General features: G+C 69.7%; 16 protein-coding genes and 1 riboswitch. Of the genes, 11 read left to right on the forward strand and 5 right to left on the reverse strand.

The window, feature by feature from the left end:
• Window positions 1–5 precede the first annotated feature (5 nt).
• From B5557_RS37220 to B5557_RS37265, 10 genes are all read left to right on the forward strand, one after another.
• Window positions 6–2,501 (forward strand): mannose-1-phosphate guanyltransferase, encoded by a 2,496-nt coding sequence (locus B5557_RS37220; protein ID WP_079663610.1) that lies wholly within the window; start codon window positions 6–8, stop codon window positions 2,499–2,501.
• 165 nt (window positions 2,502–2,666) lie between these two features.
• Complete coding sequence (locus B5557_RS37225; protein WP_079663611.1) at window positions 2,667–3,503, forward strand: DUF881 domain-containing protein; 837 nt, start codon at window positions 2,667–2,669, stop codon at window positions 3,501–3,503.
• Window positions 3,500–3,832, forward strand: a complete 333-nt coding sequence (locus B5557_RS37230; protein ID WP_020133151.1) for a small basic family protein — start codon at window positions 3,500–3,502, stop codon at window positions 3,830–3,832. Before B5557_RS37225 ends, B5557_RS37230 begins: the two co-directional genes overlap by 4 nt.
• A 5-nt stretch (window positions 3,833–3,837) precedes the next feature.
• The gene (locus B5557_RS37235; protein WP_079663612.1) at window positions 3,838–4,671 is read left to right on the forward strand and encodes a DUF881 domain-containing protein; all 834 of its coding nucleotides are present in this window, start codon (window positions 3,838–3,840) and stop codon (window positions 4,669–4,671) included.
• Between the two features lie 82 nt (window positions 4,672–4,753).
• Complete coding sequence (locus B5557_RS37240) at window positions 4,754–5,638, forward strand: FHA domain-containing protein (RefSeq protein ID WP_079663613.1); 885 nt, start codon at window positions 4,754–4,756, stop codon at window positions 5,636–5,638.
• Between the two features lie 42 nt (window positions 5,639–5,680).
• Complete coding sequence (ftsR, locus tag B5557_RS37245) at window positions 5,681–6,418, forward strand: transcriptional regulator FtsR (RefSeq protein ID WP_079663614.1); 738 nt, start codon at window positions 5,681–5,683, stop codon at window positions 6,416–6,418.
• A gap of 84 nt (window positions 6,419–6,502) precedes the next feature.
• Entirely contained in the window at window positions 6,503–6,976 is a 474-nt protein-coding gene (locus B5557_RS37250) for a bifunctional nuclease family protein (protein ID WP_004934251.1), read from the forward strand.
• A 244-nt stretch (window positions 6,977–7,220) separates the two neighbouring features.
• Window positions 7,221–7,904: a MerR family transcriptional regulator gene (locus tag B5557_RS37255; protein WP_173877778.1), complete on the forward strand. Its 684-nt coding sequence runs from the start codon at window positions 7,221–7,223 to the stop codon at window positions 7,902–7,904.
• Between the two features lie 69 nt (window positions 7,905–7,973).
• Complete coding sequence (locus B5557_RS37260) at window positions 7,974–9,386, forward strand: DNA polymerase IV (RefSeq protein ID WP_173877779.1); 1,413 nt, start codon at window positions 7,974–7,976, stop codon at window positions 9,384–9,386.
• 120 nt (window positions 9,387–9,506) lie between these two features.
• Window positions 9,507–9,905 (forward strand): nucleotidyltransferase domain-containing protein, encoded by a 399-nt coding sequence (locus tag B5557_RS37265; RefSeq protein WP_231976133.1) that lies wholly within the window; start codon window positions 9,507–9,509, stop codon window positions 9,903–9,905.
• 5 nt (window positions 9,906–9,910) lie between these two features.
• Here B5557_RS37265 and B5557_RS37270 read toward each other — a convergent pair whose 3' ends face one another.
• Window positions 9,911–10,282: a PRC-barrel domain-containing protein gene (locus B5557_RS37270; protein WP_079663616.1), complete on the reverse strand. Its 372-nt coding sequence runs from the start codon at window positions 10,280–10,282 to the stop codon at window positions 9,911–9,913.
• 112 nt (window positions 10,283–10,394) lie between these two features.
• Window positions 10,395–10,490: riboswitch (glycine riboswitch) on the forward strand.
• A 182-nt stretch (window positions 10,491–10,672) separates the two neighbouring features.
• On the opposite strand from B5557_RS37270, the gene gcvP reads away from it, so the two are divergent.
• Complete coding sequence (gene gcvP / locus B5557_RS37275; protein WP_079663617.1) at window positions 10,673–13,558, forward strand: aminomethyl-transferring glycine dehydrogenase; 2,886 nt, start codon at window positions 10,673–10,675, stop codon at window positions 13,556–13,558.
• A 294-nt stretch (window positions 13,559–13,852) separates the two neighbouring features.
• Here gcvP and B5557_RS37280 read toward each other — a convergent pair whose 3' ends face one another.
• The 4 genes from B5557_RS37280 to B5557_RS37300 all read right to left on the reverse strand — a co-directional run bounded on the left by B5557_RS37280 (window position 13,853) and on the right by B5557_RS37300 (window position 18,002).
• Window positions 13,853–14,272 carry a TOBE domain-containing protein gene (locus tag B5557_RS37280; protein ID WP_079663618.1) on the reverse strand — a complete coding sequence of 140 codons (420 nt, stop codon included), beginning with the start codon at window positions 14,270–14,272 and terminating at the stop codon, window positions 13,853–13,855.
• A gap of 142 nt (window positions 14,273–14,414) precedes the next feature.
• Window positions 14,415–14,810 carry a TOBE domain-containing protein gene (locus tag B5557_RS37285; RefSeq protein ID WP_079663619.1) on the reverse strand — a complete coding sequence of 132 codons (396 nt, stop codon included), beginning with the start codon at window positions 14,808–14,810 and terminating at the stop codon, window positions 14,415–14,417.
• A gap of 577 nt (window positions 14,811–15,387) precedes the next feature.
• The gene (locus B5557_RS37295; protein ID WP_079663621.1) at window positions 15,388–15,939 is read right to left on the reverse strand and encodes a hypothetical protein; all 552 of its coding nucleotides are present in this window, start codon (window positions 15,937–15,939) and stop codon (window positions 15,388–15,390) included.
• Window positions 15,940–16,046: 107 nt separating this feature from the next.
• The gene (locus B5557_RS37300; protein ID WP_079663622.1) at window positions 16,047–18,002 is read right to left on the reverse strand and encodes an APC family permease; all 1,956 of its coding nucleotides are present in this window, start codon (window positions 18,000–18,002) and stop codon (window positions 16,047–16,049) included.
• Window positions 18,003–18,018: the final 16 nt, after the last annotated feature.

The raw sequence follows: 18,018 nt of genomic DNA on the forward strand, positions 1-18,018 counted from the left end.
CCGACATGAAGGCCGTCGTGATGGCCGGAGGCGAAGGCACACGCCTTCGCCCTATGACCTCAAGCATGCCCAAGCCGCTCCTGCCGGTGGCCAACCGGCCGATCATGGAGCACGTTCTGAGGCTGCTCAAAAGGCATGGGCTCAACGAGACCGTCGTAACAGTCCAGTTCCTGGCGTCTCTGGTCAAGAACTACTTCGGTGACGGCGAGGAGCTCGGAATGGAGCTCAGCTATGCCAACGAGGAGAAGCCACTCGGTACCGCCGGAAGCGTCAAGAACGCAGAGGAGGCGTTGAAGGACGACGCCTTCCTCGTCATCTCCGGCGATGCCCTCACGGACTTCGACCTCACCGAGCTGATCAACTTCCACAAGGAAAAGGGTGCGCTCGTCACCGTCTGTCTGACGCGTGTGCCCAATCCGCTGGAATTCGGCATCACCATTGTCGACGAAGAAGGCAAGGTCGAGCGTTTCCTGGAGAAACCGACATGGGGCCAGGTCTTCTCGGACACCGTGAACACGGGTATCTACGTCATGGAGCCCGAAGTCTTCGACTACGTCGAGGCCGATGTTCCCGTCGACTGGTCCGGTGATGTCTTCCCGCAGCTGATGAAGGAAGGCAAGCCGGTCTACGGCTTTATCGCCGAGGGCTACTGGGAGGACGTCGGCACACACGAGAGCTACGTGAAGGCCCAGGCCGACGTGCTTGAGGGCAAGGTGGACGTCGAGCTCGACGGGTTCGAGATCTCGCCCGGCGTGTGGGTGGCCGAGGGCGCCGAAGTACACCCCGACGCCGTACTCCGGGGGCCCCTGTACATCGGGGACTACGCGAAGGTCGAAGCCGGCGCCGAAATCCGCGAGCACACGGTCGTCGGATCCAACGTCGTCGTGAAGAGCGGGGCGTTCCTGCACAAGGCCGTCGTGCACGACAACGTGTACGTCGGGCAGCACAGTAATCTGCGAGGCTGTGTCGTCGGGAAAAACACCGACATCATGCGGGCGGCCCGGATCGAGGACGGCGCCGTCATCGGCGACGAATGCCTGATCGGTGAAGAATCGATCGTGCAGGGCAATGTGCGGGTCTATCCCTTCAAGACCATCGAAGCCGGTGCGTTCGTCAACACATCGGTGATCTGGGAGTCGCGGGGGCAGGCGCACCTCTTCGGCGCCCGCGGGGTTTCCGGAATCCTGAACGTCGAGATCACGCCCGAGCTGGCCGTGCGTCTCGCCGGGGCCTACGCCACGACCCTCAAGAAGGGATCGACGGTCACCACGGCCCGGGACCACTCCCGTGGCGCCCGTGCGCTGAAGCGGGCGGTCATCTCCGCGCTCCAGGCCAGCGCCATCGACGTACGCGACCTGGAGAACGTACCGCTGCCCGTGGCGCGGCAGCAGACCGCGCGGGGGAGTGCCGGCGGGATCATGATCCGGACCTCGCCCGGGGTTCCGGACTCCGTGGACATCATGTTCTTCGACGGGCAGGGCGCCGACCTGTCGCAGGGCAGTCAGCGGAAGCTGGACCGGGTGTTCGCGCGGCAGGAGTACCGGCGGGCGTTCCCCGGGGAGATCGGGGACCTGTACTTCCCGGCCAGCGTCTTCGACTCGTACACCGGGTCGCTGCTACGGAACGTGGACACGACCGGGATCACCGAATCCGGGCTCAAGGTCGTCGTGGACGCCTCGAACGGCAGCGCCGGGCTGGTGCTGCCGAGCCTGCTGGGGAAGCTCGGGGTGGACTCGCTGACCATCAACCCCGGCCTGAACGAGGCCAGACCGACGGAGACGGGCGACCAGCGGCGCTCCGGGCTCGTGCGGCTCGGGGAGATCGTGGCCTCGTCGCGGGCCGCGTTCGGCGTGCGGTTCGACCCGGTGGGTGAGCGGCTCTCCCTCGTTGACGAGAAGGGCCGCATCATCGAGGACGACCGTGCGCTCCTCGTGCTGCTCGACCTGGTGGCCGCCGAGCGGCGCAGCGGGCGGGTGGCCCTGCCGGTCACCACCACGAGGATCGCCGAGCAGGTGGCGGCGTATCACGGGACGCAGGTCGAGTGGACGACGACGTCGCCCGACGACCTCACGCGGGTCGGGCAGGACGAGACGACCATCTTCGGCGGAGACGGCAAGGGCGGCTTCATCGTCCCGGAGTTCAGCAGCGTCTTCGACGGTACGGCGGCTTTCGTGCGGCTGATCGGGCTGGTGGCGCGGACACAGCTCACCCTCAGCCAGATCGATGCGCGGATCCCGCGGGCGCACGTCCTGAAGCGGGATCTGGCGACCCCGTGGGCCGTCAAGGGTCTGGTGATGCGGCGGGTTGTCGAAGCGGCCGGAGATCGCTTCGTGGACACCACCGATGGTGTACGGGTGGTGGAGACGGACGGGCGTTGGGTGATGGTGCTGCCCGACCCGGCCGAGGCCGTCACCCATCTGTGGGCGGAGGGTCCGGACGACGCGTCTGCGCAGGCCCTGCTCGACGAGTGGTCGTCGGTCGTGGACAGCGCCGGACGCTGAACCACGCGCACACGCGCGTGCCGGACACGTGCCCCCAAGGGGCTGGTCCGGCACGCCGGTGGGGCCATTCGGAGGTACCGGGCGCGACGTGCGACGATGTGCGGCATGCCGCAGCAGCCCCCCGTTCGGAGCACACCCGCGCGCGCGTCGCGTCCGGACGCGTCCATGTCGCTGCTCACCAACGTCATGGACCACAGCCTCGACGACGGGTATGCCGAGGCCGCCGCCCGTAAGCGGGCCGAAGGCGCGGGCGGCCTGCCCAAGACGGTGCGGGCGAAGCTCGGTCTCGCCGCGGGGCTGGTGCTCGCGGCCCTCGTGGTCACCGTCGGGGCGGCGCAGGCGCGGGTCGCGGCTCCGGTCGTCGCCAAGGAGCGCGACGAACTGATCGATCGCATCGACCGCGAGACCAAGGCTGCCGACAAGCTCGAGAGCACCGTCGACAAGCTGCGCGACGACGTGAGCGCCCGGCAGCAGAAGGCGCTCAAGCAGAGCGGGGGCAGTGACCGGGCGGACTTGGTGGGCATCCTGTCGGGCGCCGTCGAGGTGCACGGTCCGGGCGTCAGGCTGGTCGTGGACGACGCCAAGGAGGCCACCACGGGCGGTGACGGTGACCCGCGCGAGACCTCCGGTTTCTCCGACACCGGGCGGGTCCGGGACCGTGACATGCAGCGTGTGGTGAACGGGCTGTGGGCGTCGGGCGCCGAGGCCGTCTCCATCAACGGACAGCGGCTGACGGCGCTGTCGGCGATCAGGGCCGCGGGGGAGGCGATACTGGTCGACAACAAGCCGCTGGTGCCGCCGTACACGGTGCTCGCTGTGGGGGACGGGAAAAATCTCAGTACCCGGTTCCAGAACAGCGCCGACGGGCTGTATCTCAACGCCCTGCAGGAGAACTACGGCATCCGGACGGCCATCTCTGTGGCGAACGACATCCGGCTGCCCGCCGCACCAAGTGTGATCGTACGTACAGCACAGCCGAGAACTGAGAAGGACGCATCGTGATCGCCGTACTGGGCCTCGTCGTGGGAGTCGTGGCCGGCCTGTTGGTCCAGCCAGAGGTTCCGGCAGCCGTCGTGCCGTATCTGCCGATCGCCGTGGTGGCGGCGCTGGACGCCGTGTTCGGCGGGCTGCGCGCCATGCTCGACGGCATCTTCGACGACAAGGTGTTCGTGGTGTCGTTCCTGTCGAACGTGGTCGTGGCCGCCCTGATCGTGTTCCTGGGTGACGAGTTGGGTGTGGGGTCGCAGCTGTCCACGGGTGTCGTGGTCGTCCTCGGCATCCGGATCTTCTCCAATGCCGCGGCGATCCGTCGGCACGTCTTCCGGGCGTGAGGCCAATGAGCGAGCAGGATGAGGCGCCCGGGAACAGGCTGCGCAAGGAGTTGCCCGACGAGGTGCCCGTGACGTCGTCCGAGGACGGTGCGGCCGAGAAGCCGGCCGAGCCCGTGCTGACCGGCCGGCAGCGGCTGGTTCAGGGGCTGTGGCCGCCGCGGGTGTCGCGGGCCCAACTCATCGTGGCGCTGCTGCTGTTCGGCCTCGGTTTCGGCCTTGCGGTCCAGGTCGCCTCCAACAGCGACAGCGGCAACGCTCTGCGCGGTGCGCGGCAGGAAGATCTTGTACGCATCCTCGATGAACTCGACGACCGCAGTCAGCGTCTTGAGGACGAGAAGCAGGGACTCGAGAAGCAGCAGCAGGAGCTGGAGAACAGCTCCGACCAGGCCGAGGAGGCCCGGAAGCAGACGGTCGAGAAGGAGAGGCAACTCGGCATTCTGGCGGGCACGGTGGCTGCGCAGGGGCCCGGCATCACGATGACCATCGAGGACACGAAGGGGACGGTCAAGGCCGACATGTTGCTCGACGCGATCCAGGAGCTGCGCGCGGCCGGGGCCGAGGCGATCCAGGTGAACGGTGTACGGGTCGTCGCCGGCACGTACCTGACGGATTCCGGCAAGAGCGTGAGCGTCGACGGGAACAAGATCAACGCGCCCTTTCGTTTCAAGGTCATCGGCAACCCGCAGGACCTCGAGCCGGCGCTGAACATCCCTGGAGGCGTGGTGCAGACTCTTGAGAAGGAGCAGGCCACCGTGACCGTCGAGCGGTCGGACAAGATCGTCGTGGACGCCTTGCGAGCAGCGAAGCAGCCTGACTACGCTCGGTCGTCGGTCCAGTGAACCGGTGGTGCATGGGGGCCGTCCGGCAGGGGCATGAGGTTGCGGGGGGTCGACGCACTGATCGGGTGGTGCGTGGTGGAAACTGTCTGGTGGACATGGACGTTGTGAAGGTGTCCGGGTCGGCCGGTGTATTCAGTCAGGGTTCGTCCTGCCCCACGGGCGGGTCTGTTTCGGTCAAGGGGAATCGCCCGTGAAGTTGTTTGCGAAGTTGTTCGGCAAGAGCGCGCGAGAGGGCAGCGACAACGCGACCGCTCGTCATCGCGCACAGCCTGACGCAGAGGGTCAGCGGCCGCTGTTCAGGGACCAGGTGGGTGGTCCGGGCGGCGACATTTCCGGAGGTCAGGGTGCGGCGTCTGTTGACCCTGCGCAGTCCGGCGGCATAGGTTTCGGCCAACCGTCAACCTCAAGTGCGGGTGGAGGGTTTTCCCCTATGTCGGCCCTGGTGTGTACGAGGTGCGGTAACCGCAACGCGGAGAACAGCCGCTTCTGCTCCAATTGCGGCGCTCCGTTGCGTCCCGGGCTGACGCCCGAGCGCGCGTCGGAGACGACCTCCACCATCTCCATTTCCGGTCTTGAGGCCTACGACGCCGAGGCCACCGGTCAGACGCAGTTGCCCGCGCTGTCTCCCGAGGCACAGGCCGCGGTCGACGCGCTGCCGCTGGGTTCCGCGTTGCTGGTCGTGCGCCGCGGTCCGAACTCGGGCAGCCGCTTCCTGCTGGACGGCGACCTGACGACGGCCGGCCGTCACCCGCAGAGCGACATCTTCCTCGACGACGTGACGGTCTCTCGTCGCCATGTGGAGTTCCGGCGCAACCCGGACGGCACGTTCCGGGTTGCGGACGTCGGCAGTCTGAACGGCACGTATGTCAACCGGGAGCGGATCGACGAGGTCGCTCTGTCGAACGGTGACGAGGTGCAGATCGGCAAGTACCGGCTGGTCTTCTACGCGAGCCAGCGGGGCTACTGACCTTCCCCCGGACACCGTCCGGGGGGACCCCAGGGAAGGTCCATGCTTCGAACACCGAGGGGCGGTGCCGGCCACGGCGCCGCCGCCGCGGACGGTGGTCCGATGAGCATCGGCACCGTGTTGAACGCGCTGCGTGACGAGTTTCCCGAGGTCACCATCTCCAAGATCCGTTTCCTGGAGTCGGAAGGGCTCGTCGAGCCGCAGCGGACCCCGTCGGGGTACCGCAAGTTCAGCGCGGAGGACCTCGAGCGCCTCGGTCACGTACTGAGGATGCAGCGGGATCACTATCTGCCGCTCAAGGTCATCCGTGAGCATCTGGACGCCATGGAGCGCGGTGAGGCCGTGCCGTTGCCGTCCGTCGGCCGGCAGCGGGACGGCGAGGCGGTGCTGGAGCCCTCGGAGGGTCCCACCGTCGCCCGGATCGGCCGGTCCGAGCTGCTGGCGGCTGCCGGAATCGGTGAGCCGGAGCTCGCGGAGTGGGAGTCGTACGGGCTCGTCGTGCCCTTGGAGGACGGGGTCTACGACGCCGAGGCGGCCACGGTGGCCGCGCTCGTGGCGGAGCTGGGCAGGTTCGGGATCGAGCCTCGGCATCTGCGTGTGATGAAGGCTGCGGCCGATCGTGAGGCCGGGCTCGTGGACCAGGTGGTGGCTCCGCTCAGGCGTCACCGCAATCCGCAGACCAGGGCCCATGCGGAGGCCCGTACGAAGGAACTCGCGGGGCTCACGGTGCGGCTGCATGCTGCGCTGGTGCAGACCGCGCTCGGGGTGCGGCTGCCCTGAGCGGGCGGTTTCGCCCAGGGGGGATCGGTCACCCGTTCCCGGCCCGACTACCCAAACGTCCCGGGCACGGCCTAGGGTTGCTGTGTGAACGAGCTCGATGTCGTAGGTGTCCGGGTCGAGATGCCCTCCAACCAACCGATCGTGCTGCTGCGCGAAGTGGGAGGCGACCGTTACCTTCCCATCTGGATCGGACCGGGGGAGGCGACGGCCATCGCCTTCGCCCAGCAGGGCATGGCCCCCGCGCGACCGCTGACCCACGACCTGTTCAAGGACGTGCTGGAGGCCGTCGGCCAGGAGCTCACCGAGGTGCGCATCACGGATCTGCGCGAGGGCGTCTTCTATGCGGAGCTGGTCTTCGCCAGCGGGGTCGAGGTGAGCGCGCGGCCGTCCGACGCCATAGCGCTGGCGCTGCGTACGGGGACGCCGATCTATGGCAGTGACACGGTGCTCGACGACGCGGGGATCGCCATCCCGGACGAGCAGGAGGACGAGGTGGAGAAGTTCCGCGAGTTCCTCGACCAGATCTCGCCCGAGGACTTCGGCACCAGCAACCAGTAGTCGGCACACAGGCGTGACACGGGCGTCCCGTACGGGGCGCCCGTCCTGTTCACGGCAAATGCCGGCGGCGAGTGAGAGCGTCCTACGGCTCGTTCTCGGCGCATTCGGCTAGCCTTTCCCCGCGGTGGGGTACGGGAAACCACTCCTAGGGTGATTATCACTCGGCGTGCCGAGTGTGGCGATCGTTGACGCACCCCTGGTGACTGCCTACCGTCGAGAAGGCAGGTCAAGGACGGAGGTCGGCGTGAGAAGCAGCGGCGACGGTACGGCTGGGGGTGCCCCCGGACTCGGTGTCGGGGGGAGCGGTCCGTACCCTCCCCCAAGCTCTCAGCTGCGCTCGGGCAGGGGGTATCCCCCGCACGGCAGCGCGGCCGATCACGCCCCTCATCGACCGGCGGCCGTGCCGAGCAGCGGAGGGGCGACATCCATGGCGTCCGAGCAGATCGGCTATCGCGGCCCGACGGCCTGTGCGGCCGCGGGCATCACCTATCGGCAACTGGACTACTGGGCCCGCACCGGGCTCGTCGAGCCGAGTGTGCGGCCCGCCCACGGGTCGGGTACGCAGCGGCTGTACAGCTTCCGGGACGTTGTCGTCCTGAAGATCGTCAAGCGTTTCCTCGACACCGGGGTGTCGCTGCAGAACATCCGCACCGCCGTCCAGCATCTGCGGGAGCGCGGGTTCAGCGACCTGGAGCGCATGACGCTGATGAGCGACGGCGCCACGGTCTACGAATGCACCTCTCCGGACGAGGTGCACGCGCTGCTCCAGGGCGGTCAGGGGATCTTCGGGATCGCGGTGGGCGTGGTGTGGCGGGACGTCGAGAGCGCACTGTCGCAGTTGCACGGTGAGCGGGTCGACACCGGTGAGACGCTCGTCGGGCACAACCCGGCGGACGAGCTGGCACGTAGGCGCAACCGGGCGGTCTGAGGCTCGTCGCGCGACGTGAGGGGCGGCTGTACGACCTCATTGTCAGTGGTGTGGTGCAGCATCGGACATGTGAGAAACGCGCCCACGATCCTGCACCTCGACATGGATGCCTTCTTCGCGCAGGCGGAGCAGGCGTCCAAGCCGAGTCTGCGCGGGAAAGCCGTGGTCGTGGGCGGTCTGGGGCCCCGCGGAGTGGTCGCGACCGCCTCGTACGAGGCGCGGGTCTTCGGGGTGCACTCGGCGATGCCCATGGCCCAGGCGCGCAGGCTGGCTCCCAACGCCGCCTATCTCGCTCCGCGCTTCGCGTTCTACCGGTCGATCAGCGACCAGGTCATGGAGCTGCTCGGGGCGCTGTCGCCGCTGGTGGAGCCGTTGAGTCTGGACGAGGCCTTCGTGGACCTGGAGGCCGGGGAAGCGGCCTGGGACAGCGAGTCGGCGCGACTGGCGGGCATCAGGCTGCGCGCGGACATCCGGGCGGTCACCGGGCTCACGGGTTCGGTGGGTCTGGCCTCCTGCAAGATGCTCGCGAAGATCGCCTCGGAGCAGGCGAAACCCGACGGTCTCGTGCTGATCGAGCCGGGCACCGAGCGGGCGCTGCTCGGGCCCATGTCGGTGCGGACCCTGCCGGGGGTCGGCCCGGCGACCGGCGACCATCTCAGGCGGGCCGGGATCACCACGGTCGACGAGATCGCCGAGGCCGGTGAGGACGAGTTGGTTCGGCTTCTGGGCAAGGCCCATGGGCATGCCCTGTACGCCATGGCGCTGGCGCATGACGACCGGCCCGTGGTGGCCGAGCGGGAGACCAAGTCGGTGTCGGTCGAGGACACGTACGACGTGGACATCCACGATCGGGTCCGGGTCGAGCTGGAGGTGCAGCGGCTGGCGGACCGGTGTGTGCGGCGGCTGCGGGGGGCGGGTCTGTCGGGGCGGACCATCGTGCTGAAGGTGCGGCGGTACGACTTCTCCACGCTCACCCGGTCCGAGACCCTGCGCGGTCCCACGGACGAGCCGGCGGTGATCCGGGAGGCGGCGGCCCGGTTGCTGGAGTCCGTGGACACGACGGGCGGGGTGCGGCTGCTCGGTGTGGGCGTCAGCGGGCTGGCGGACTTCACGCAGGAGGACCTGTTCGCACAGGCGGCGGAGGAGCGGGCGGAAGGGCCCGAGGAGGAACTCGCGGACGAGCCCGTCGGCGAGGAGCCGGTGCCGGTCGAGCACCAGTGGCGGCCGGGACACGACGTGCGGCATGCCGAACTCGGCCACGGGTGGGTGCAGGGCAGTGGGCTGGGCCGGGTCACGGTGCGCTTCGAGACGCCCGAGTCGGAGCCGGGCCGGGTGCGGACGTTCCGGACCGACGACCCGGAGCTGGAGCCGGCGGATCCGCTGCCACTGGTGCGGCGAATACCTGACGAGGACGGCCGGACCGGGAACTCTCGGCGAGACGAATCAGTTACACAGAGTGAAGCGGCTCGCGGTGTGGGGTGAGTCGGAGGGGTGGCGGTGTCCTGAGAGGTGGCGCCGGTAGAGGAGGGTGAAAGCCGGATGAAATTGCACGGAGGTCGGGTCGTGGACGCGGGTGGGGTGTCGCCGGAGCGTGAGGCGGAGATGCGGCAGGTGGTGGATCGGGTCGCCCGCTGGTCCGTAAACCGGAGCGACGTGGTCGGGCTGCTCCTCGTCGGGTCATGTGCGCGTGGTGCCGCGCGTCCCGATTCGGACGTCGATCTCGTGCTGTTGTCGACGGCCGCTGACCGGTACGGTGCCGACGACGCGTGGGCGGGTGAGCTGTCCCTGGGGGAGCTGGTCCGTGTGCGGGAATGGGGGCCCATCACCGAATGGCGGTATGTCACCGCTTCCGGTCTGGAAGTGGAGGTGGGCGTCGGTTCTCCCGGCTGGGCGCGGGCCGATCCGGTCGACGACGGCACGCGGAACGTCGTGACGGACGGCGCCCGGCCGCTGTACGACCCTACCGGGATCCTCCGGGAGCTGATACAGGCCTGTGCCTGAGGGGCTCAACTCTCGTCCGTGCCCGCGAGCCGGCCGAAGTCGTGGTCGGGGAGCGGAGGCGGGGCGGCCACGTCGAGGCCGTAGTGGTGGTAGAGCTGGAGTTCCTGTTCCGGAGAGAGATGGCGGCCCACGCCGAAGTCCGGGGCGTCCTTGATCAGAGCCCGGTCGAAGGGAATGTGCAGGGTGCCCTCGACCAGCTCGCTGGGCTCCAGAGGGACGAAGGCGTCGCGGGAGAACAGACCGGTGCGTATGGCCGCCCACTCCGGCACTCCGGTGGCGTCGTCGAGGTAGACCTCGTCGACGGTGCCGATCTTGGTGCCGTTGCGGTCGAATGCCTTGCGGCCGATCAGGTTGCGCGGATCGATGTCGGTCTGCACGGGCCCTCCACATGGTCGCAACTCATCCGTAAGCACTACAAAAGAGCACTTTGGGACGGGCGGCCACTCGAGAGGGTGGCGTTGACCTCGCTGGTAGTCTGACAACGGCTGCTGACCCCGTGCGGGAGAGTCCTCCGGACACCATCGGAGGCGCCGAAGGAGCAAATCCTCCCCGGAATCTCTCAGGCTCACGTACCGCACGGACGAGGTCACTCTGGAAAGCAGGGCGGGTGCCGACGGCGTCGACGGCGTCCGCTCTCACCGACGGTGAAAGCCGGCTGTCCTCGGGCGGCCGGTGAAGCTCTCAGGTTGAGATGACAGAGGGGGAGGCCGTCCGGGTACCCGCGCCGTGGTGACCCTCGAAGGTCGTCAGACCAGGAGGCCTCAGAAATGACCGCCGATCGCATTCCGCTCTCCGAACTCGAACAGGGAATCCCCTTCGAGCAGCGCCACATCGGGCCCGACCTCGAGGCGCGGGCCAAGATGCTCGCGCAGGTCGGCTACGGCTCGCTCGACGAGCTCACCGCCGTCGCCGTCCCGGATGTGATCAAAAACGCCGACACTCTGGACCTGCCGGGCGCGCGCACCGAGGCCGAGGTGCTGGCCGAACTGCGCTCGCTGGCCGACCGCAACCAGGTTCTCGACTCGATGATCGGGCTCGGGTACTACGGGACGTTCACGCCGCCCGTCATCCTGCGCAACGTCATGGAGAACCCGGCCTGGTACACGGCCTACACGCCGTACCAGCCGGAGATCTCGCAGGGTCGGCTCGAGGCGCTGCTGAACTTCCAGACCATGGTCGCCGAGCTGACCGGGCTGCCCACCTCCGGTGCGTCGCTGCTCGACGAGGGCACGGCCGCCGCCGAGGCCATGGCGCTGTCCCGGCGGATGGGGAAGAACAAGAAGGGCCTCTTCCTCATCGACGCGGACGTGCTGCCGCAGACCATCGCCGTGATCGAGACCCGGGCCGAGCCGACCGGCGTGGAGGTCGTCGTCGCGGACCTGAGCGACGGCATTCCGGCGGAGCTCGCCGGGCGCGAGATCAACGGCGTGCTCGTGCAGTACCCCGGAGCCTCCGGTGCGGTGCGTGACCTCAAGGCGATCGTCGACGAGGCACACGGGCTCGGCGCGCTCGTCACGGTGGCCGCGGATCTGCTCGCGCTGACGCTGCTGAAGTCGCCCGGTGAGCTGGGGGTGGACATCGCGGTCGGCACGACGCAGCGGTTCGGGGTGCCGATGGGCTTCGGCGGGCCGCACGCCGGCTACATGGCCGTCCACGAGAAGTTCGCGCGCAGCCTGCCCGGGCGGCTCGTGGGCGTGTCCGTCGACGCGGACGGGCACAAGGCCTACCGGCTCGCACTGCAGACGCGTGAGCAGCACATCCGGCGTGAGAAGGCCACGAGCAACATCTGCACGGCGCAGGTGCTGCTGGCGGTGATGGCGGGCATGTACGCCGTCTACCACGGGCCGGAGGGGCTGCGGGCGATCGCCCTGCGCACCCACCGGTACGCGGCGATCCTCGCCGCCGGGCTCGAGGCCGGCGGAGTCGAGGTCGTGCACGGGTCTTACTTCGACACACTGACCGTGCGGGTGCCGGCGAAGGCCGCCGAGGTCGTCGCCGCCGCGCGGAAGCAGGGGGTCAACCTGCACCTCGTCGACGCCGACCAGGTGTCGATCGCCTGCGACGAGACGACCGGGCGGGCGCAGGTGGCGGCGGTCTGGGCCGCCTTCGGCGTGGACGGCGACATCGAGTCGCTCGACACGGCCACCGCCGACGCCCTGCCCGCCGGGCTGCTGCGGTCCGACGCGATTCTGACCCACCCTGTCTTCCACCGGCACCGCTCCGAGACCGCGATGCTGCGCTATCTGCGCAGGCTCGCCGACCGGGACTACGCGCTGGACCGGGGCATGATCCCGCTGGGCTCCTGCACCATGAAGCTCAACGCGACCACCGAGATGGAGCCGGTCACCTGGCCCGAGTTCGGGCAGTTGCACCCCTTCGCGCCGGCCGAGCAGGCGGAGGGCTACCTCACACTCATCCGTGAGCTGGAGCAGCGGCTCGCCGAGGTCACCGGGTACGACAAGGTGTCCCTGCAGCCGAACGCCGGGTCGCAGGGGGAGCTGGCGGGGCTGCTCGCCGTCCGCGGGTACCACCGGGGCAACGGGGACGAGCAGCGGACGGTCTGCCTGATCCCGTCCTCCGCACACGGCACGAACGCGGCCAGTGCCGTCATGGCGGGCATGAAGGTCGTCGTCGTGAAGACCGCCGAGGACGGCGAGATCGACGTCGAGGACCTGCGGGCGAAGATCGAACAGCACCGGGACGAGCTGGCGGTGCTGATGATCACCTACCCGTCCACGCACGGCGTCTTCGAGGAGCACGTCGCGGACATCTGCGCGCAGGTGCACGAGGCGGGCGGGCAGGTGTACGTCGACGGCGCCAACCTCAACGCGCTCGTCGGGCTCGCCAAGCCGGGGCACTTCGGCGGGGACGTCTCGCACCTGAACCTGCACAAGACGTTCTGCATCCCGCACGGCGGTGGCGGCCCGGGGGTCGGGCCGGTCGCCGTACGGTCGCATCTGGCGCCGTATCTGCCGAACCACCCGCTGCAGCCCGCCGCCGGGCCGGAGACGGGTGTGGGGCCGATCTCGGCGGCTCCCTGGGGCTCTGCCGGGATCCTGCCGATCTCCTGGGCCTATGTGCGGCTCATGGGCGGCGAGGGGCTCAAGCGGGCCACGCAGGTCGCGGTGCTCAGCGCCAACTACATCGCCAAGCGGCTGGAGCCGCACTATCCGGTGCTCTACACCGGCCCGGGCGGGCTGGTCGCGCACGAGTGCATCATCGACCTGCGGCCGCTGACCAAGGCGACCGGGGTGAGCGTCGACGACGTCGCCAAGCGGCTCATCGACTACGGATTCCACGCGCCGACGATGTCGTTCCCGGTGGCCGGGACGCTGATGATCGAGCCGACCGAGTCCGAGGACCTCATCGAGCTGGACCGTTTCTGCGAGGCGATGATCGCCATTCGCGCGGAGATCGAGAAGGTCGGGGCCGGCGAGTGGCCGGCCGAGGACAACCCGCTTCGGGGCGCCCCGCACACCGCGGCCGCGCTCGGCGGGGAGTGGGTGCACGCGTACACGCGTGAGGAGGCCGTCTTCCCGGCCGGGGTCTCCGCCGCCGACAAGTACTGGCCGCCGGTTCGCCGGATCGACCAGGCCTTCGGCGACCGGAACCTGGTCTGCTCGTGCCCCCCGCTGGACGCGTACGAGGACTGAGCGGGCGAGGCGCTGCTCGGCTGGGGTTGCCCAGCCGAGTCGCCGTCCTTGCCGATGATCGGGGCACCTCCCGGTGACCGGGCAGGGCCGGTCCGGGGCGGCTGCGGTCGGGGGTGCGCGGGGCACGGCGGTGATCCCGACTCTTCTGCGCGCTGCGGAGTCGCTCAGGTCCCGGCCCGCGAGCCGGACGTGTTCGGCCCGCTCACGGGCCAGGGTCTCGCGGCGCTGAGCCAGGAGTCCGTCGCACCTCTAGCGACGCGCCCCCCACGGCGTTCTGTGCCGTGGGCGGTGACTCTAGTCGGTGGCCAGGGACACCTCGGTCGCCTTGATCAGCGCGATGACGTCGGAGCCCACGAAGAGACCGAGGTCGGTGGCCGCGTCCTTGGTGATCGCCGCGGTGAGTTCGCCGCCCGCCACGGTGATCTTCACCGCGGCCATGGCGCTGCCGATCACGAGACCGGTGATCGTGCCGGGGAGCCGGTTGCGGATCGAGAGGCCGTCGACCGGGCCGGTGGCCAGCGAGACCTCCGTCGACTTCACCAGCGCGCGGACGGCGGTACCGGTGGTGAGGCCGAGGTGGTTCACGGCCTCCAGTGTGATGGCCGCCGTGACGTCCTGGCCGCCGGCCAGGCGGATCGTGACGGTGGCCATGACCTCGCCGGGGTGGACGGCGGTGACGGTGCCGGGGAGCTGATTGCGGATGCTCAGGGTCATGGGCACCAACGGTAGGGCTCCGCTCGGTTTATGCCGGGTATGCGTGGATCTGCGTCGCCTTGACGCTTACCCAGACCCTCGCACCCGGGTGCGGGTCGAGCTCCGCGGCGGCGACCAGGAGGAGGCCGCCGCCCGTCGTCGTTCAGGTGCGGTCGATGTGTACGTTTGTCGACTTCACGCGGGCCGTGGCCTCCATGCCGACCTCCAGTCCCAGTTCCTCGACGGCCTCGCGGGTGAGCAGGGAGACCAGACGGTGCGGGCCGGCCTGGATCTCCACCTGGGCGGCGACGTCGCCGAGCTTGATCGCGGTGACGATGCCGGGGAAGGCGTTGCGGACCGAGGTGTACGGGGTGTCCTCGGCGGGGCCGTCGGCCCGGGCGAGTGCCACGGAGAAGGCGGCGAGGTCCTTGCCGTCGATGAGGCGCCGTCCGGCCTCGTCGCGATGGGTCGCCACCCGGCCGGCGTCGGCCCAGCGGCGTGCGGTGTCGGGGCTCACGCCGAGCAGCCGTGCCGCCTGGCCGATTGTGTAGCTCTGCATGCCGGTCACGATAGGGCCGCGAGCGGCAGGTGGTGGACGTGGGGCGGGGACCGGGTCGTGGAGGTGCCGAGCGCGACCGCGGGGGACGGTCGGTCGACCACGGCAGAGCCCGCGCGCGCCGACCGCGCTCACGGCGGCATGCGCACGGCCGACCTGACGGTTGATGCCCGGCTTGCCGCGGTCTGCGCACTCGTCCACATGAACCCCGCCCACCAGCGCACCCTGGCCGTCCTCGGCGCCGCGAGCGGTACCGGCGAACGCACGGTGGAGCGGGGTCGGGCCGAGGCGCAGGACATCGGCCGGATCGAGCGGAAGTCCCGCCTCGGCAGCCGGGCGGGGTTCGCGGACGGCCCCCTTCGGAGCGGGCTGGACAGGCGCTGCGGCCGGCTGGGGCGCGCTGCGGCTGAAGACAGCGGCCGGGGACAGAGGGGGCGTGGTGGACGCCGACGCGCTCGCTGTCGAGTGGCCCAGGTCAAGGGGCCATTGTGCCGCTTCGGCGGACGGGCCTCAGGGCGGATCGTGGTGCGGCCGCCGCGGCGGAGGCCGTTCGGCGGGAGTCAGGGGCGCCGAGTGTCCTTCAGGGCAGGCCGGAGGCCTTGAGGATCGCCTGTGCGATCGGGTCGTCGATCTCGTGACGCAGGCGCTCCAGTACCTCTGCGCCTTCCCGCAGGGTGCCGCGTTCCAGGGAACGGCGTGCTCCTGTGTCGAGTTCGTGCCAGAGCAGCGGGTCTCCGGTGAGCACCCGGGGGTCCAGCTCCAGCCGGTGTCCGTGGGCGTCGGACAGGACCAGGTGGGCGGAGGCCCCGGCGTACTGGCGTACGGCGACCAGCGCGTCGGTGCGCACCTGGCGCCGACGGACCGGGCCGCTGACGGCCAGCAGGCCGGGGCCCGCGGCGACCCTCGGGGGGAGGAGCACGGCGAGGACGCCGGCGGAGAGGGTCAGCCACAGCAGGGCACGGGGAAGGGTGAGGGTCTCCGCGTCCCAGTCGACCAGGAACGTCAGAGCGCAGAAGCCGAGCGCGCAGCCCGTCGCGAGCCGGACGTCGGCGCGCCGGCGGCGGTCGACGGTCGGGTACGCCGGTGCACCGCCGCCGCGGCCTTGCCCCTGCCCTGCTTCCGGCCCTTGCATGAGCCCGAAGGTAGGCCGCTCCGGGGGCCGGGGGGAGGGGTGCTGACGGGGTTCTGACGTTGTCCGGCCGGATTCTTACGCGTTTCTGACGATGCCGGGTCCCGGGATCAGCCGGTGTGGACGCGGGGACGGCGGGCGCGGTCCGGTTCCGCCTCGCGCAGGACCTCGCGGGTGACCGGGGCGACCTCGCCCTGGCCGAAGAGGAAGAAGCGCAGGAAGTTGGCGAAGGGGTTGCCCTCGGTCCACTCGAAGTAGATGTGCGGGAGGCAGCCGGTGGAGTCGCGGGTGTGCAGGAGCAGCGCGGCCAGGGCGTTGGAGATGGAGGACGACTCCAGGGTCAGGACGCGGTAGCGGTTGTGCAGGACCTCTCCGCGCACGGTGAGACCGGACTCGAACTCGGACGGGTCGACGACGGTCACCTCAACGAAGACGAAGTCCTCGCCGGGAATGTCGTTGTCCTCGCGGATCTGCTCGATCTTGTCGCGGTACTCGGCCTTGTCGCGCTGGTCGGGCTCGTTGGCGATGAACCGTATTTTGCGGCTGGCCATGTCCCGGATGAAACGTTCCGCCATGTCGTCGAGCGTCACGCTGGTCACGCGGAGCTCGAAGGCGCGGGCGAGGCGGGAGAGCAGGGAGACGAGGATGATGCCGGCGATGAAGCAGGCGCCGATCTTCACGCCGTCGGGGCGTTCGATGACGTTCACGACAGTGACGTAGAGCAGGACCGCCGAGACGACGGCGAAGCCGATGGTCCAGCCGCGTTGCTGGGCGCGGCGGGCGGCGATGGTCACGGCGATGGCCGCGGAGGACATCAGGACCAGGACGCCGGTGGCGTAGGCGCCGCCCTGGGCGTCGACGTCTGCGTCGAAGATCCAGGTGACCAGGAAGGCGATCAGGGTGAAGACGATGACCATGGGGCGCACGGCGCGGGCCCAGTGCGGGGCCATGCCGTACCGGGGGAGGTAGCGGGGCATCAGGTTGAGCAGTCCGGCCATGGCGGAGGCGCCGGCGAACCAGAGGATGGCGATGGTCGAGACGTCGTAGACCGTGCCGAAGGCGTTGCCCAGGTACTCGTGGGAGAGGTAGGCGAGGGCGCGGCCGTTGGCCTGGCCGCCGTCCTCGAACTCCTTCTCCGGGATCAGCACCGTGGTGATGAAGCTGGTGGCGATCAGGAAGACGCTCATGATCAGGGCAGCGGTCGTCAGCAGCTTCTTGGTGTCCCGGATGCGGCCCTCGGGGTTCTCCGGGGTGTCGTCCGGGTCGCCCTGGACGTGGGGCATGACCGCGACGCCGGTCTCGAAGCCGGACAGACCCAGCGCCAGCTTGGGGAAGACCAGCAGGGAGACGCCGATCATCGCGAAGACGTTGCCGTGCTCGGCGGTCAGGGCGTTGGACCAGTCGGTGACCACATGGCCCTCGGTGAGCACGTGCCACAGGCCCACGGCCACCACGACCGCGTTCAGGCCGAGGTAGACGACCACCAGGGCGACGGCGACCCCGATGGCCTCCAGGAAGCCCTTGAGGAACACCGCGCCGAGCAGGGCGACGAGGATGAGCGTGATCACCATCTGCTGGTCGTGCAGGGTGCCGGTGAGGTGCGGGTTCTCGACCAGGTGGGTCGAGGCGTCGGCGGCTGACAGGGTGATGGTGATCAGGAAGTCGGTGGCGGCGAAGCCCAGCAGGGTCAGGACGAACAGCTTGCCCTTCCAGAAGGACAGCAGCCGCTCCAGCATGGCGATCGAGCCCTCGCCGTGCGGGCTCTCCTCGGCAACCCGCCGGTAGACCGGCAGGGCGCCCGCCAGGGTGACGATGACGAGCACGACGGTCGCGACGGGGGAGAGCAGACCGGCCGCGAGCGCGGCGATGCCCGGCTGGTAGCCGAGGGTGGAGAAGTAGTCGACGCCGGTCAGGCACATGACCCGGTACCAGCGCTGCCCCTTGGGCTCGGGCTTGGCCTCGGCGCTCGGGGCCGGCTGCTGAGCGTGCCCCTTGCCCATGTCGGACAGGCCCTCCAGCATCCAGGCGCGCAGGCGACTGGGGGGAGGGTGCTCGGTGGTGGCCATCGGCGTGCTCCTGATG

Source organism: Streptomyces sp. 3214.6 (assembly GCF_900129855.1).
Lineage (GTDB): Bacteria > Actinomycetota > Actinomycetes > Streptomycetales > Streptomycetaceae > Streptomyces > Streptomyces soliscabiei.